The organism is Ferrovibrio sp. (genome assembly GCF_025869515.1).
Lineage (GTDB): Bacteria > Pseudomonadota > Alphaproteobacteria > Ferrovibrionales > Ferrovibrionaceae > Ferrovibrio.
Genome location: NZ_JAOZVR010000094.1, coordinates 20,511 through 36,150, shown reverse-complemented (window position 1 = coordinate 36,150; position 15,640 = coordinate 20,511). Strand labels below are relative to the sequence as shown.

Sequence of the window (15,640 nt, the reverse complement as noted above, 5' to 3'; positions counted from 1 at the left end):
GGCAGTGAAAGCTTAATAGAGCTGGATAGCGCCGAGATAGGATCCGGACGAATTCAGATTCGGCCGGGCCTCTTCGGCCGTACGGCTGAGGGCGGTGCAACTATAGGTCGCCCGCACCGGTGCCGAGATCGAGCAGGAATACAGGTCAGCCTGGTTGTAGAAAAGCCGCGGGTCGCTGCAGTGTTTCTGCACCAGCGCCAGAATCTGCTCCGGCTTGTGGCTCAGCCGGTTATAGCAGAGGGAAAAATACGGCCGCCCGGTTACCGAATTATTGCTGGTCGGCAGCAGGCCGGTTTCGAACCGTCCGGAATCGCCAGGCTGCGCGCGGCCCAGCATATACGGCTCGCTGGAAACGATGCCGCAGCCAGCAAGTCCAAGCAGCAGGCCCGCGACCAGGCTGCGCCGAAAAGATGTTCCCGTCCCGACCATGGCGCCACTTTGCCGCGTCATACCGATAACGGCAAGCCCGGCCCTGACAAAACCGCCCGGTTTCAGGCATAATTGAAAGCGGAATAGCCTGATCTGCCAACACAATCCTGGAGATGTGATGTCGTGGCGCGGCAAGCCGGTGATTGTCACCGGGGGTATGGGGTTCATCGGGTCCAATCTGGTCCGTCGCCTGATCGATGCCGGAGCGACCGTCACCGTGATCGATCGCATGCTGGCGCAGTATGGCGCCAACCCCTTCAATCTGTCCGGCCTGCAGCCCGAACTGATCGAGGCCGATATCGGTGCAGAAGCGGCGATCTTCGAGGCGATCGGCAAGGCGGCGGTGATCTTCAATTTCGCCGGCCAGACCTCGCATATGGATTCGATGAAACAGCCGCTCGAAGACCTGCGGCTGAACCAGGAAGCCAACCTGCGATTCCTCGAACTGGTGCGCCGGGTCAATCCGCAGGTACGCCTGATCTTCAGCTCGACGCGCCAGTTCTACGGCCCGCCGCATTACCTGCCGGTCGACGAGAAGCATCCGATTGCGCCGCCCGACATCAACGGCATCCACAAATATGCCGCCGAGTCCTATCACATGCTGTATGCGCGGGTGCATGGCATGCGTACCACCGCGCTGCGCCTGACCAATGTGTTCGGCCCGCGCATGCGCATCCGCGACGCCAAGCAGACCTTTCTCGGCATCTGGATCCGCCATGTCATCGAGAACAGCCGCTTCGAGGTCTGGGGCGGCGAACAGAAGCGTGATTTCACCTTCGTCGACGATATGGTCGATGCCGCTTTTCTGGCTGCCGAGACCGAAGCGACCGTCGGCCAAATCTACAATATCGGCGGCTGCCCGCCGATGTCGCTGCTGGAACTGGCCGAACTGCTGATCAGAACCGGCGGCGGCGGCGGGTTCGAACGCAAGGAATTTCCCGCCGAGCGCAAGAAGATCGATATCGGTGATTATGTGGCTGACGATACCGCCTTCCGTACCGCGACCGGCTGGCAGCCAAAAACCGCGCTGGCCGATGGACTGAAACAGACCATCGCCTTTTATCGCGCTCACGCTGCGCATTACCTGTGAGCCTCTTATCCGTGAGACCGGCATGATTCCCCAGACCAATCCCAAAGCCGCCTATCTGGCACAGCGCGATGCCATTGACGCCGCGATCCGTCGTGTGCTGGAAAACGGCTGGTATATCCAGGGTGAAGAGGTCGCCGCCTTCGAACGCGACTTCGCCGCCTATGCTGACGCCAGGCATGCCGTGGCCTGCGCCAGTGGCACCGATGCGCTGATCCTAGCGCTGCGCGCCCTGGGCATCGGCCCGGGCGACGCGGTGATTACCGTGTCGCATACCGCGGTGGCCACCGTGGCCGCCATCGAGCTGGCCGGCGCGACGCCGGTGCTGGTGGATACCGACGAATACTGGACCATGGCCCCGGCCGCCCTGGAGGCGGTACTGAAAGACTGGCCAGCCGGGGCACCCGGGCCCAAGGCGGTGATCCCGGTGCATCTCTACGGCCAGCCAGCGGCGATGCCGGAGATCGCCGCGATTACCGAACGGCATGGCCTGATCCTGCTGGAAGACAATGCCCAGGCCCATGGCGCCACACTGAATGGCCGCATGGTCGGACACTGGGGCAAGGCCGCGGCCTATAGCCTGTATCCGACCAAGAATCTTGGCGCCATCGGCGATGGCGGCATCGTCACCACGGATAACGACGGGGTGGCCGATACGCTGCGGGCGCTGCGCGAATATGGCTGGCGCGAGCGCTATATCAGCGCCATCGCCGGCATGAACAGCCGGCTCGATCCGCTGCAGGCGGCCATCCTTCGGGTGAAACTCGGCGCGCTGCCGGCAGACACCGAGCGTCGTCGCGCGATCGCCGCGCGCTACTCCGCCGGCCTCGCCGGACTGTCGGGCCTTGGCCTGCCGAAAATCCGCGCCGGCGCGGCCCCGGTCTATCATCTCTATGTCATCGATGCCGGCTCGCGTCGCAACGAGCTGCAGGCGAAGCTGAAGGAAAGGGGCGTCGGCACGCTGATCCATTATCCCGTGCCGGTGCATCTGCAGCCGGCCTATCTGGGCAAGATCGCGCTTGGGCCAGGTGGTCTGCCCAATACCGAGCGAGCGGCAAAGAGCGTGCTCAGCCTGCCGCTGTTCCCGCAGCTGCCGGATGCCGATGTGGATATGGTGATCGCCGCGGTAAAGGCGGCCTGGACGTCCTGATCAGGCCGTACGGGTGATCAGGAAGACGCCGGCGCAGACCAGGGCGATGCCCGCGAGCTTCGACATCGTCAGCGCCTCGCCGTAAAGCCAGAAGCCGAGCAGCGCAACCAGAACGTAGGACAGCGATACGCTCGGAAAGGCGATCGAGACCGGTATCCTGCGCAGGGCATACATGTAGCTGAACGCCGCTGTGCCGTAGAGCATCAGGCCGATGATTGATTGCGGCGCCAGCAGCTGCTGCAGCAGGGTTTCGCCGCTGGCACCGGCCTTCAGCATCAGCTGGCCGGCAAGGCCGAGCAGGATGCTGACGCCAAGAGCCACATAATACCAGGTCATGCTCTAGTCTTTCTTTTCGGTCTGCACGGCGCGCGCATTGCGCTCCACGTCGCGCACGACGAATTGCGGCTTCCGGTTCACGGTCAGGAACAACCGGCCGAGATATTCGCCGACCAGGCCCAGCATGATGAGCTGCACACCGGCCAGCAGCAGGATGGCCGCCATCACCGAGGCATAGCCCTGCGGCGTGTGGCCGCTCAGGGCCTCGATCAGGATGATCAGGAAAACCAGCAGACCAAGCCCGGCCATGACGAAACCGACCAGAGTGCCGATGCGCAGCGGCATCACCGAGAAATTCAGGAACATTGACATGAACAGCCGCACCAGGCGGCGGATCGTGTAGTTGCTGCGGCCCTCGGCACGGGCCAGGTGCTGCACCTCCAGCCGGCCGATATTCTGCGTCACCTGCATGATCAGGCCGTCCACATAGGGAAACGGTCCGGTATGGGCGAGGATGCTGCGGGCGACGAAAGCGCTCATGCAGCGGAAGCTGGAGAGATACAGCCCTTTCGGCTTGTCGAGCAGATGGTCGGCGCACCAGTTGGTGAAGCGGCTGCCCAGGTTGCGCCAGGCGGCATGCTGCTTGTCGGCATAGTAGGTGTAGACGACGTCGTAGCTGTTATCCCTGGCATAACGCCACAGCCGCACCACTTCTTCGGGCGGGTTCTGCAGATCGTCATCCATGTTGATGATATACGCGCCGCGGGCATGGCTCAGGCCGGCCATCACTGCATTATGCTCACCAAAATTGCGCGCGAGATTCACAACGGTCAGCGCCACGGCATTCTTCCGGCACAAATCACGGCAGACATCGAGCGAATTGTCCGGGCTGCAGTCGTTGACCAGCACGATCTCCAGACCACCTGGCACCTCCAGCCGGGCCAGCGCCTCGACCAGCACCGGCACGCTGACGGCACCGTTATAGACCGGCACCACGATCGACAGGGCAAAAGCCGGGACCGGGACCTGGGTCGGTGCATTGCCCGTCTCGTTGATGATCTCGCCCTGCATGATCGCCTGCCTCATGGTTTTCTTGCCTCGATCCAGACCGAGCCGCCGAAGGGCAGCCGCAATCCGAAACCGGCGAGGTGCCGTTCCAGCGCCGTCACGGCGAAGAACAACCGGTCCTGCCAGACCGGAAAAGGCCGCACATCGCTGCCCTCGCCGCTGCCGGCCCCGGCCGCCAGCCGGTGCAGCAGCATTAGCGGAAACAGCAGGCTGTTCCAATAGCCGCCGGAAACCGCCGTAAAGCCTGCCGCCGCGACTTTGGCCCGCGCCTGCCCCGCGGTATAGCGCCGCAGGTTATGGACATGGGCATCATGCGCGGAGGCCATCCACTGATAGGCTGGCAGGTTGAGCAGCAGGCTGCCGCCGGGCTTCAGGCAGCGATAAAATTCCGCCAGCGCGGCCGCTTCATCGACACCGGCATGGCAGAGCACGTCGGCGCTCACCACCGCATCAAAGCTGGCCGATTCATAGGGCAGCGCATTCACCGTTCCGACCTGAACCGCCGAACCGGCACCAGGCGGCAGCTTGCCGCGTGCCAGTTCGGCCGCCTCGGCATCGAATTCAAGGCCGTGCAGGACGAGATCGGGCCGCATGGCCGACAAACGCGCCAGCAGCCCGCCGGTGCCGCAGCCGGCATCCAGCAGCCGGGCACCGGCCGGCAGCGCCAGGCGCTCCAGCCGGGCCAGCAGGGCGGCATGCAGGGCGCGATACCACCACATGGTCGCCTCCAACATCGCCATCCGGTGGTATTCCGCCCGTTCCATGCCCGATTCCCGGTTTTCCAATTGATTTCTACGTAAGCGAATGATTTACCAAGACCGCCCTAGGTTAGGCCAGTCCGGATTGCCGACGGTCAAGATGAACAAGAACTACAACCCTCAGGATACCGTGCTGCGGCGCGGATGGGACTGGCCGCGCCTGCTGCACGGCCTGGTGCTGGCCGTCTGCACCCTCTGGCTTGTCGGCTATTTCTTCCCGCCGATCAATCACGATACCGCGGTCCTGCTCTATATCTCGAAGGCTTGGCTGGGCGGCGCCCGGCTCTATATCGATGCCATCGACATCAACACGCCGCTGGTCTTCGTCGTCCATCTCCTGCCGGAAGCTATCGCCAGGGTGACCGGCATCCAGGGCACCACAGTGCTGGTCGCCTTGCTCGGCCTGGGCATCGCCGGTTCCTTCATAACCTGCCGCAAGGTGCTGGCCGCCAGCCTCGATCCGGCGCATGCCACGGCCGATGCCCTGCTGCCACTGCTGCTGCTGTTCCTGCTGATCGTCTATCCCAACAACATGTTCGCTCAGCGTGAACACATGATGCTGGTGCTGACGATGCCCTATCTGCTGGTGGCCAGTGGACGTGCCGACGGCGAGGCCCTGTCGACGCGACTGAAGATCGCCACCGGCATCATGGCCGGCGTGGGTTTTGCCATGAAGCCGTATTTCCTGGCGATGCCGTTATTCGTCGAACTCTATGTCGCCAGCCAGCTGACCCTGCGGCGCAGTCTGGCCGACCCCGCACCCTGGTCGGTCTTCGCCGTCTGCGTCGCCCATGCGCTGTTCGCCATCATCGTCACGCCGGAATATTTCACCATCGCCCTGCCGCTGGCCCGCGCCTTCTATAGCGAGGTCAGCCAGTGGAGCATGATCGACCTGGCGCTCAGCGCCAACCTCGGCCCGCCGACCTTCATCCTGCCGCTGCTCGGCATCGCCGCCTTCCTGGCGGTCCGCTCGCATATGGCGCGCATCATTTTCCTGGCCGGCATCGGCGGCCTGCTTTCGGGCTATGCCCAGGGCAAGGGCTGGCCCTATCACGCCCTGCCGGCCCAGGCGCTCACCCTGCTGCTGGCCGGCGTGATCATCGCCCATGTGATGGACCATGTCGTCTGGCCCAAACGCAGCGACAACCGCCCGGCCAAGCTGTTCGCCGCCGCATTAATGCTGCTGGTGTTCTATCAGGAAGGTCTGCACAGCCGGCCCTTCTTCAAGCAGCTGGAATACAGCGGTTCCGAGCTGCAGCGACTGATGCATGTAGTGAAGCAGGAAGCGCGCAACGACCGAATGCTGGTGCTGTCGCCCGGTATCTATCCGCATTTCCCGCTGATCAATTATCTCAACATGAAAATGACGATGCGCTTCGAGAGCATGTGGCTGCTGCAGGGCGCCTATGCCGACTGCCAGGAGCTGGCGCCGCTGTACAACCCGCCGGACGCGATGAGCCGGGCCGAGGAATTCGTCTTCCGCAGCGTGGCCGAGGATTTCTACAAGAAGAAGCCGTCGCTGCTGATCGTCGACAATGTGCCCGGCATTCCGCGTTGCCAGGGCGAGGCGTTCAACTATCTAGATTACTTCTCGCGCAACCCGCTGTTCGCCAAGCGGTTCGAGGACTACGACCGCGCGCTCGACCTCGACCGCTACACGATCTACCGTCGGCGCGACACCGCCCACTGAGGCCGGTCAGAACCCTTTATACGTGGAAGCTCTCGCCGCAGCCGCAGCGGCCTTTTTCATTGGGATTGCGGAACACGAAGCCGGACTGCAGCTTGTCTTCCTCCCAGTCGATCTCGGTGCCGAAGATATACATCTGCGCCTTGGCCTCGATCAGGACGGTGACACCCTTGTCCTCGACCACCTCGTCGAATTTCTCTTTCTCGGTGGCATACTGGATATCGTAGGAGAAGCCCGAGCAGCCCTTGGTCTTGATCGCGATGCGCAGGCCGAGCACCGGCTTGTCCGACTGCGCGATCAGCGTGCGCACCCGCTCCGCCGCCGCATCGGTCAGCGTGACCGGCTTGAAAGCCGGCCGGGTCGTTGCTGTCGTGGTTTCGGTCGTCGCCATTACATCACACCCAGTTCAAGCCGGGCCGCCTCGGACATATGCTCCGGGCCCCACGGCGGATCCCACACGACATCGATGGTCACCTCGCCGACGCCAGGGATGGAGCGGGTCTTCTGCTCCACCTCGGCAGGCATCGACTGGGCGGCCGGACAATTCGGCGAGGTCAGCGTCATGTCGATCTGGACATCCCGCGCCTCGTTGACCTCGACCTTGTATATAAGGCCCAATTCGTAAATGTTAACCGGTATTTCGGGGTCATAGACGGTCTTGATCGTCTCGATGACCTGTTCGCGCAACTCATCCAGGCTCCCAGACGCCTGGTTCTGGCCCGCTTCCGCCTTGTTTTCCGTGCCGGACGCCGACATCAGCCAAAAATCTCCCTGACCCGCCGCAGACCGGCGCACAGCGCATCGATCTCGGCCCGCGTGTTGTACATCCCGAAACTGGCCCGCACCGTGGCCGGCACGCCGAACCGCTCCATCAGCGGATGGGCGCAATGCTGGCCGACCCGGACCGCGATACCCTCGCGGTCAAGGATAGTGCCGATATCGTGCGGGTGAATGCCCTCCAGCACAAAAGACATCACACCGGCCTTGTGCCCGGCGGTGCCGATGATGCGCAGCGAATTGATCGCCGAAAGCTTTTCGGTGGCATAGGCGGTCAGGTCCGCCTCATGGGCGGCAATTGCCTCCAGGCCGATCGACTGCACGTAGTCGATGGCGGCACCCAGCCCCACGGCCTCGACGAAGGCCGGCGTGCCGGCCTCGAAACGGTGCGGAATGTCGTTGTATTCGGTCTTCTCGAAGCTGACCGACAGGATCATGTCGCCGCCGCCCTGCCAGGGCGGCATACCCTCCAGGATATCGGCCTTGGCGTAGAGCACACCGATACCGGTGGGGCCATAGAGCTTGTGGCCGGTGAAGACGTAAAAATCGGCATCCAGCGCCTTCACATCCACCGGCATGTGCTGCACGGCCTGGCTGCCGTCGATCAGCACCTTGACACCCTTCTCATGGGCGGTGCGGATCACATCGGCCACCGGCAGGATAGTGCCCAGTGTGTTGGAAACATGGGCCAGCGCGATCAGCTTCGTCTTCGGGCCGATCAGCTTGACGAACTCGTCCCAGATCAGCTCGCCGCGGTCGTTGATCGGCGCGACTTTCAGCACGACGCCGTAGCGCTCACCCAGGATCTGCCAGGGCACGATATTGGCGTGATGCTCCAGATGGGTGATCAGCACCTCGTCGCCGGCCTTCAGATTCTTCCAACCCCAGCTATGGGCGACCAGGTTGATCGCCTCGGTGGCATTGCGGGTGAAGACGATTTCGCGGGTATCCTGCGTGCCGATGAAATGCGCGATCTTCTCGCGCGCCTTTTCATAGGCATCGGTGGCCTGCTGGCTCAGGCTGTAGATGCCGCGATGCACATTGGCGTAAGTGTGTTCGTACATCCGCGTCATGGCGTCGAGTACCGCACGCGGCTTCTGGGCGCTGGCGCCGCTGTCGAGAAACACCAGCGGCTTGCCGTAGACCTTTTCCGACAAGATCGGGAAATCGGCGCGGATGCGCTCGATGTCGAAACCGGAATCCTGGCTCTTCGGAAGCGCGCTCATGCCGCGGCTCCCTTTTCAGCCAGCCAGACTTCGACGAACTCTTCGACATGATCGCGCAGCGCGCCTTCGGGCACCGCTGACACCACCTCATAGGCAAAGCCGCTGAGCAGCAGGCGGCGGGCTTCCGCCGCCGGGATGCCGCGCGCCTGCATGTAGAACATCTGCTGGGCATCGACATCGCCGATCGACGCGCCGTGGCTGCATTTCACGTCGTCGGCGAGGATTTCCAGTTCGGGCTTGGTGTCGATCTGCGCCCGGTCGGCCAGCAGCAGGGTGCGGCTGAGCTGCTGCGCATCCGTCTTCTGTGCATGGGGGGCAACGCGAATGCCGCCCTGGAACACCGCATGGCCCGCGTCATCCACCACATGCTTGAACAGCTGGTTGCTGCGGCAGTCGGGCACGGCATGATGCAGGAACAGGGTATGATCCAGATGCGCCTTGCCGCGCGCCAGCACCAGACCCTGGATATCGGCCTCGGCAGCGCCGCCGGCAAAAGTGACATGCAGCTCGTGACGGGCGAGGGCCGCGCCGGCCTGCACGGAGGCATGGGCGTAGCGCGCGCCGGCGCCGATGGAGACCTGGCCGAGCGCGGCATGATAGGCGGACGCATTCTCGCCCTGCAGACGGATATGACTCAGCCTGGCGCCCTCACCCACCGCGACATGGGCAAACACGTTGGTCCAGCCCGGGGCGGCAATACCGCCATCACGATAGCTTTCCAGCACGGTGGCCCGCGCGTTGCGGCCGAGCCGGATCAGATGACGCAGGTTGACCAGCGCGGGGACGCCGAAGGCGAGAATCTCGACCGGCTGTTCCAGCACCACGCCATCGTCGAGCAACAGCACTACCCCATCGCTGGCCAGTGCGGCATTCAGTTCACTCAACGATACTGCGCGGTCGGTGCCGGCGGCAGCCAGCACATCGCTCAGTGCGGTATTGGCCGCACTGAGCGGCAGCAGTGTTACGCCCCTGGGCAGGGTACCGATCCTCGACGCAGCGGCATCGAAGCGGCCGTTGACGAAGACCAGACGATAACTGTCCGCATCCAGTGTCGCCGCCTTCAGGCGGGCGGCATCGACGCCACCTTCATTCGCCGGCGGCGACCAACTCTGGCGCTCCAGCGCATTCAGACCGGTGAATTTCCAGCTTTCCAGCTTGTGGTTCGGCAGGCCGAGGCGACGGAAAACCTCCAGCGCCGCCGTGCGGCGTGCGGCCACGGCGGGTGTTCTGGCGCCCGGCAGGCCTGCGGCGGCAGCCTGGTAGACGCCGGCAAGCTGGTCGATGAAGGGGACAGCCGACATCACCTGATCCTTACGCCGCATCCGCGATAATGTCGGCATAGCCCTTGGCCTCGAGTTCGAGCGCCAGGTCCTTGCCGCCGGTCTTGATGATGCGGCCGCCGGCCAGCACATGCACCACATCGGGCACGATGTAATCCAGCAGGCGCTGGTAATGCGTGATCACCAGCGCCGAACGCTCCGGGCCGCGCAGTGCATTGACGCCCTCGGCCACGATCTTCAGTGCATCGATATCCAGGCCGGAATCGGTTTCGTCCAGAATCGCCAGCGTGGGCTCCAGCATCAGCATCTGGAATACCTCGTTGCGTTTCTTCTCGCCGCCGGAGAAACCCATATTGACGGCGCGCTGCAGGAACTTCTCGTCCATCTGCAGCTGCTTCATCTTGGCCTTGGCAGTCTTGAGGAAGGTCATGGCGTCCATATCGGCCAGGCCCCTGTGCTTGCGCACGGCATTCACCGCCGAGCGCAGAAAAGTGGCATTGGCGACGCCCGGGATTTCCACCGGATACTGGAAGGCGAGAAACAGGCCGTCGCGGGCGCGCTCTTCCGGCTCCAGGCCGAGCAGGCTGCGGCCGTGGAACAGGATATCGCCCTGGGTGACCTCGTAGCCATCGCGGCCGGCCAGCACGTAGGACAGTGTCGACTTGCCGGATCCGTTCGGGCCCATCACGGCATGTACTTCACCGGCCTTGATGGTCAGGTTGATGCCGCGGAGGATTTCCTTGCCATCAACGGTGGCGTGCAGGTTTTTGATCTCAAGCATGGGGGCAATCCTTAAATCTTAACCGACCGAGCCTTCGAGGCTGACACCGAGCAGCTTCTGGGCTTCGACCGCGAATTCCATCGGAAGTTTCTGCAGCACTTCCTTGCAGAAGCCGTTGACGATGGTCGATACAGCATCCTCCTCGGACAGGCCGCGCTGGCGGCAGTAGAACAGCTGGTCGTCGGAGATGCGCGAGGTGGTGGCTTCATGCTCGACCTTGGCCGAGCGGTTCTTCACTTCGATATAAGGCACGGTATGGCCGCCGCAGCGGTCACCGATCAGAAGGCTGTCGCACTGCGAGTAGTTGCGCGCGCCCGCCGCACCCGGCATCACGCGCACCAGGCCGCGATAGGTATTCTGCGCTTTGCCGGCCGAGATGCCCTTGGAGATGATCGTCGACTTGGTGTTTTTGCCCATATGGATCATCTTGGTGCCGGTATCGGCCTGCTGGGCGTTGTTGGTCACCGCGACCGAATAGAACTCGCCGATGCTGTCATCACCCTGCAGGATCACCGACGGATACTTCCAGGTAATCGCCGAACCGGTTTCCACCTGAGTCCAGCTGATCTTCGACCGCGCGCCGCGGCAGGCACCGCGCTTGGTGACGAAATTGTAGATGCCGCCCTTGCCGTTCTTGTCGCCCGGATACCAGTTCTGCACCGTGGCATAGCGGATTTCGGCATCTTCCAGGCAGACCAGCTCGACCACCGCAGCATGCAGCTGGTTGTCGTCGCGCATCGGCGCGGTGCAGCCTTCCAGATAGGAGACATAGGCGCCCTTGTCGCAGATCAGCAGGGTGCGCTCGAACTGGCCGGTCTTGGCCTCGTTGATGCGGAAATAGGTGGAAAGCTCCATCGGGCAGCGCACGCCCGGCGGCACGTAAACGAACGAGCCGTCGGAGAAGACCGCCGAATTGAGCGTGGCATAGAAATTGTCGGTCACCGGCACGACCGAGCCGAGATACTTCTGCACCAATTCGGGATGCTCACGCACCGCTTCCGACATCGAACAGAAGATGATGCCCATATCCTTCAGTTTGTCCTTGAAGGTGGTGGCAACCGAGACGCTGTCGAATACCGCATCCACCGCCACGCCGGCGAGAATCTCGCGTTCTTTCAGCGGAATGCCGAGTTTCTCGTAAGTCGCCAGCAGTTCGGGATCGACCTCGTCGAGGCTCTTCAGCGTCTTTTTCTTCGGCGCGGAATAATAATGGATGTCCTGGAAATCGATCTCGGGATAGCTGACCTTGGCCCAGGTCGGCTCGCCTTTTTCCCTCGCCATGCGCAACCAGGCCTTATAGGCGCGCAGGCGCCAGTCCAGCATCCATTGCGGCTCGCCCTTCTTCGCCGAGATGAAGCGGACGGTGTCTTCGCTCAGGCCCTTGGCCAGGATGTCGGATTCGATATCGGTGACGAAGCCGTATTTATAGTCGCCGGCCAGGCCTTCGACGGTTTCAATGGTTTGGGCATTGGCAGCCATGGGGCGTGGCTCCGACTTTAAACGTTGCTGGGGGCCGGCGCGGCGGCGCGCGGCGGCAGGGGGCCGAGGAAGTCGTAGGCGGGTCGCGCCAGCTCGGCCAGCGTCACGCCTTCCAGCGCGCTGCGGATCGCCGTGTTGATACGGTTGATGCCGCGGCGCGAGACACAGAGATTCTCGCGATCGCAGGCGCTGGGCTGGTGATGGTCCGAACACTGGGTCAGCGCGATCGGGCCATCCAGCGCCGTGATGATGGACGCGACCGTGATCTGCTCGGGCGCCGCCGCCAGCCGGTAGCCGCCATGCGCGCCGCGCTGCGATGCCAGCAGACCGGCCCGGCCCAGCTTGGCCATGATCTTGGCCACTGTCGGCCCCGGCAGGCCGGTGGCCGCAGCCGCATCGCTGACATTATGCACGCCGGCTGGATCGGCGGCGGCATGGGCCATGACCATGACGCCGTAATCGGCCAGACGGCTGAGGCGCAACATGTTGCAAATCCTTCGCAATTAGGAATCCGGAGCAATCCGGTCCGGATCATCGGCGGCAAATAAGACCAATTTGGTCTGGTATGCAAGATGATTTCTGTCGCAGGGAAGTCAAGCCGGTTAAACCGGGTCTTAAGGGGTTCTGGGGCAATGGTTAATATTGGGGTCGAATACGGGGATCAGTGGCGTGAATCGGAAGCAGCGGCGGGCACAGGAAAAGATGGCCGGAAAACAGCCCATGGGGGCGGTTCCGGCGCGAAGCGGGGCGGCAGCCGCGATACCGGTGCCGGCCCCGGAGGTACAGCGCGAGGCGAACCGCTTCAACGACCAGGCCCTGCAAAGCCATGCAGCCGGCCGCGCCGAGGAGGCCATCAGCCTGCTGCGCATGGCCATCACGCTCAACCCGGGCCAGCCGCTGTATCACAACAACCTCGGCGAATTGCTGCGCCAGCATGGCCAGATCGATCTGGCCATGGCCAGTCTGGATGAAGCAATCCGCCTCAACTCCAATTACGCCGAAGCCCACAGCAACCGCGGTAACCTGCTGCGCCAGCTCGGCCGCGGCGACGAGGCGATTGCCGAATACCGCATCGCGCTGAAGCTGAAGCCCGACTATGCCGATGCGATGAGCAATCTGGGTGCCGCGCTGATCGACAGGCGCGACCATGCCGGGGCCGCCGAGATGCTGAAAAAGGCCGCCGCGCTCAATCCCGATATGGGCATGATCCATCGCAATCTCGGCCTGGCGCTGTCTGCGCTGCAGGATCTGGCCGGTGCAGAAGCCGCTTTCAAGGCCAGTATGACCGCGCGGATCAGGCCCGCGGGCGGTGCGGCGGAGACGCATCTGCTGCTCGGTGACATCGCCCGCGCCAATAACGATCTGGATGGCGCCATGCAGTGGTACGAGCGCAGCTGGCGTGAACGCCCGGGCTATGGCGAGGCACATAACCGCTACGCCGTCACGCTGATGGTGCAGGGCCGCTACCGCGAAGCCTGGCCGCATTTCGAGGCGCGCTGGAGCCTGGCTGAAACCGATGTCGACAAGCGGCCCTTCACCCTGCCGTTCTGGAAGGGCGAGGCACTGGCGCCAGGCCAGAACCTGCTGCTGTTCACCGAACAGGGGGTGGGCGAGTCGCTGGTGCTGTGGAGCCTGCTGCCGGAGCTGCTGGCGCGCGGCATCACACCGATCGTGGAATGCGATCCGCGGATGATTCCGATCCTGGAACGCAGTTTCCCCGGCATCGAAGCCTATGGTCGCGCCAACCCGCCGCATCCCCGCTTCAGCGCGCCCGATCTGGCGATGCAGGCCACCCTGTTCGACCTCGCCCGCGTCTTCCGTCAGTCGCCGGCCGACTGCACCGGCGCCCTGCCGATCCGGGCCGATACCGCCCGTGCGGCGGCTTTGCGCGCGGACTATCAGGACGGCAGCGGCGCGCCGCTCATCGGTATCGCCTGGCACAGCACCAGCCCCAAGCTCGGCGCGCCCAAATCAGCCGCACTGACCGATCTGGCGCCCTTCCTCACCCTGCCCGGCCTGCGCTTCGTCGATCTGCAATACGGCAACCGCGCCGAGGATCGCGCGGCGCTGAAACAGGCGCATGGCGTGACCGTGATTGCCGATCCGGCGATCGACCAGATGAAGGATCTGGATGCCTTTGCCGCCCAGGTGGCGGCGATGGATCTGGTGGTTTCGACCAGCAATACCACGGCCCATATGGCGGCCGCGCTCGGCAAACCGACCCTGGTGCTGCTGCATCATGGCATCTCGCCGCACTGGTACTGGACCCGCGATGGCGAGATCACGCCATGGTACCCGACCGCCCGCCTGCTGCGGCAGCCCGCCACCGGCGACTGGCACAGTCTGGCCGAAACCGTGGCGGCGGAATTGAAGCTGCGCTTCCCCTCCGCTACATGAAGGGTATGGAACCCAATATCGAAACCGCCTTCCGTGCCGCCATGCGGCGCATGGCCGCGACCGTGACCGTGATTTCCACCACGGCGGAAAACGGCTCGCGCCATGGCATGACCGCCACCGCCGTTACCTCGGTTTCAGCCGATCCGCCGGCGGTGCTGGCCTGCGTCAACCGTTCGGCGGCGCTGCATGCCCAGCTCGGGCTTGGCCGCCGGCTCTGTATCAACCTGCTGCATTGCAGTCAGCAGCGTCTGTCGGAAGTGTTTGCCGGCGCGCTTGAAGGCGAAATCCGCTTCACCGAAGGCGACTGGCTGAACGATGCCGAAGGCGTGCCTTATCTGGCCGATGCCCAGGCCAATATCTTCTGCGAGGTCGAGGCCCTGCATGCCTATGGTACGCATTCGGTCTGCATCGGCCGGGTGACGCGTGTGGTCTGCCGCCCCGATGTGGCGCCGCTGGTCTACCAGGACGGCACTTATATGTGCACCGGGCCGCTGACCCCGTAGCTTAAACGTACCGGCTAGCTGTGTTGGGCCACCGTCTTGAGCAGGCGGCGGAACTCGTTCACCACCTGACGCTCGACAGTCTCGTTCAGCGCCACCACGCTTTTCAGTTTGCGCGGCCGCAGCGGCACGACCGCTGCCGGCGCCGCCATGGCAGTGGGACGTGGCTGCGGTCGCAGAATCGGCGGTGGCGCGCGGCGCGGCATCGCCATCACCTTGGCGCCAATATTCGCACCCGGGCGAGGCTGACCCAGCGGCGCCAGCTTCAGCTTCGGATGCTCCCTGAAACCGGCCGAGGCATAGACCGCGACGTCGGCGCGGCCGTCGGTGTCTTCCTCGATCAGCAGCAGGGTCGGGAAACGCGCCGCCAGCAGGGCAAAGGTCTCGTCGGGCAGGAAAGACGGCTCGGGAATGGCGCACCAGCGCCGCTGCGCCTCGAAACCGAGGGGCCGATTATGCGCGCGATAGATACGGGCCAGACTGTCGGCAAAACCGGCGTCCTTGTGGAAAACCAGCACGATCTGGCGATGCAGGTCATTGGGGCTGTGGCGGCGGCAGACCAGCAGCGCGAGTTCTTCGGGCCGCGCCCCGAGGGCGGCGGCGGCACCGAAGAATCCCAGCACGGTGCCTGCGGCACGCACGTCCTGGGTCAGAAAACCGAGGCGGTCGGCGTGGCGCAGCGTGCCGATAGGGGCGAAGAAGCGCGGGTTAAGGGTCATGGCCTGTCTCTGGGCAATATTCTAGC

Annotated in this window: 17 protein-coding genes; 5 read left to right on the top strand and 12 right to left on the bottom strand. The window is 63.8% G+C overall.

The genetic code is table 11. From position 1 onward, the window contains the following. Nucleotides 1–12: 12 nt before the first annotated feature. Entirely contained in the window at nucleotides 13–564 is a 552-nt protein-coding gene (locus OJJ21_RS16285) for a hypothetical protein (protein ID WP_297687790.1), read from the bottom strand. Between OJJ21_RS16285 and OJJ21_RS16280 the strand changes: the two genes are divergently transcribed. Together OJJ21_RS16280 and OJJ21_RS16275 are read left to right on the top strand one after the other, a co-directional pair. After that, on the top strand, nucleotides 548–1,519 hold the full coding sequence (locus OJJ21_RS16280; RefSeq protein WP_297687789.1) for an NAD-dependent epimerase/dehydratase family protein: 972 nt from the start codon (nucleotides 548–550) through the stop codon (nucleotides 1,517–1,519). The genes OJJ21_RS16285 and OJJ21_RS16280 overlap by 17 nt on opposite strands. A gap of 22 nt (nucleotides 1,520–1,541) precedes the next feature. After that, entirely contained in the window at nucleotides 1,542–2,666 is a 1,125-nt protein-coding gene (locus OJJ21_RS16275) for a DegT/DnrJ/EryC1/StrS family aminotransferase (RefSeq protein WP_297687788.1), read from the top strand. On the opposite strand, the gene OJJ21_RS16270 is transcribed toward OJJ21_RS16275, so the two are convergent. The 3 genes from OJJ21_RS16270 to OJJ21_RS16260 are packed head-to-tail and all read right to left on the bottom strand — an operon-like array spanning nucleotide 2,667 to nucleotide 4,774. Next, the gene (locus OJJ21_RS16270) at nucleotides 2,667–3,002 is read right to left on the bottom strand and encodes an EamA family transporter (protein WP_297687786.1); all 336 of its coding nucleotides are present in this window, start codon (nucleotides 3,000–3,002) and stop codon (nucleotides 2,667–2,669) included. It abuts the gene before it with no gap. A gap of 3 nt (nucleotides 3,003–3,005) precedes the next feature. Beyond that, nucleotides 3,006–4,028, bottom strand: a complete 1,023-nt coding sequence (locus tag OJJ21_RS16265; protein WP_297687784.1) for a glycosyltransferase family 2 protein — start codon at nucleotides 4,026–4,028, stop codon at nucleotides 3,006–3,008. Further along, on the bottom strand, nucleotides 4,025–4,774 hold the full coding sequence (locus OJJ21_RS16260) for a class I SAM-dependent methyltransferase (RefSeq protein ID WP_297687782.1): 750 nt from the start codon (nucleotides 4,772–4,774) through the stop codon (nucleotides 4,025–4,027). The genes OJJ21_RS16265 and OJJ21_RS16260 overlap by 4 nt, the downstream gene beginning before the upstream one ends. A 94-nt stretch (nucleotides 4,775–4,868) precedes the next feature. Between OJJ21_RS16260 and OJJ21_RS16255 the strand changes: the two genes are divergently transcribed. Next, on the top strand, nucleotides 4,869–6,458 hold the full coding sequence (locus tag OJJ21_RS16255) for a hypothetical protein (protein WP_297687780.1): 1,590 nt from the start codon (nucleotides 4,869–4,871) through the stop codon (nucleotides 6,456–6,458). 16 nt (nucleotides 6,459–6,474) lie between these two features. On the opposite strand, the gene OJJ21_RS16250 is transcribed toward OJJ21_RS16255, so the two are convergent. The 7 genes from OJJ21_RS16250 to OJJ21_RS16220 are packed head-to-tail and all read right to left on the bottom strand — an operon-like array spanning nucleotide 6,475 to nucleotide 12,483. After that, a complete protein-coding gene (locus OJJ21_RS16250) occupies nucleotides 6,475–6,846 on the bottom strand; it encodes an iron-sulfur cluster assembly accessory protein (protein ID WP_297687779.1) in 372 nt (123 codons plus the stop codon). Further along, complete coding sequence (locus OJJ21_RS16245; RefSeq protein WP_297687777.1) at nucleotides 6,846–7,211, bottom strand: SUF system Fe-S cluster assembly protein; 366 nt, start codon at nucleotides 7,209–7,211, stop codon at nucleotides 6,846–6,848. Before OJJ21_RS16245 ends, OJJ21_RS16250 begins: the two co-directional genes overlap by 1 nt. Further along, complete coding sequence (locus OJJ21_RS16240; RefSeq protein WP_297687775.1) at nucleotides 7,211–8,458, bottom strand: cysteine desulfurase; 1,248 nt, start codon at nucleotides 8,456–8,458, stop codon at nucleotides 7,211–7,213. The genes OJJ21_RS16245 and OJJ21_RS16240 overlap by 1 nt, the downstream gene beginning before the upstream one ends. Next, entirely contained in the window at nucleotides 8,455–9,759 is a 1,305-nt protein-coding gene (gene sufD, locus OJJ21_RS16235) for a Fe-S cluster assembly protein SufD (protein WP_297687773.1), read from the bottom strand. The genes OJJ21_RS16240 and sufD overlap by 4 nt, the downstream gene beginning before the upstream one ends. 10 nt (nucleotides 9,760–9,769) lie before the next feature. Continuing rightward, nucleotides 9,770–10,519 (bottom strand): Fe-S cluster assembly ATPase SufC, encoded by a 750-nt coding sequence (gene sufC / locus OJJ21_RS16230; RefSeq protein WP_297687771.1) that lies wholly within the window; start codon nucleotides 10,517–10,519, stop codon nucleotides 9,770–9,772. Nucleotides 10,520–10,537: 18 nt separating this feature from the next. Then, entirely contained in the window at nucleotides 10,538–11,998 is a 1,461-nt protein-coding gene (sufB, locus tag OJJ21_RS16225; RefSeq protein WP_297687769.1) for a Fe-S cluster assembly protein SufB, read from the bottom strand. A gap of 17 nt (nucleotides 11,999–12,015) precedes the next feature. Continuing rightward, nucleotides 12,016–12,483, bottom strand: a complete 468-nt coding sequence (locus OJJ21_RS16220) for an SUF system Fe-S cluster assembly regulator (protein WP_297687767.1) — start codon at nucleotides 12,481–12,483, stop codon at nucleotides 12,016–12,018. Between the two features lie 235 nt (nucleotides 12,484–12,718). Here OJJ21_RS16220 and OJJ21_RS16215 point away from each other — a divergent pair, with 235 nt between their 5' ends. Beyond that, the gene (locus tag OJJ21_RS16215) at nucleotides 12,719–14,395 is read left to right on the top strand and encodes a tetratricopeptide repeat protein (RefSeq protein ID WP_297687765.1); all 1,677 of its coding nucleotides are present in this window, start codon (nucleotides 12,719–12,721) and stop codon (nucleotides 14,393–14,395) included. 5 nt (nucleotides 14,396–14,400) lie between these two features. Then, on the top strand, nucleotides 14,401–14,898 hold the full coding sequence (locus tag OJJ21_RS16210) for a flavin reductase family protein (protein ID WP_297687763.1): 498 nt from the start codon (nucleotides 14,401–14,403) through the stop codon (nucleotides 14,896–14,898). 14 nt (nucleotides 14,899–14,912) lie between these two features. On the opposite strand, the gene OJJ21_RS16205 is transcribed toward OJJ21_RS16210, so the two are convergent. After that, entirely contained in the window at nucleotides 14,913–15,614 is a 702-nt protein-coding gene (locus tag OJJ21_RS16205; protein WP_297687761.1) for a hypothetical protein, read from the bottom strand. Nucleotides 15,615–15,640: the final 26 nt, after the last annotated feature.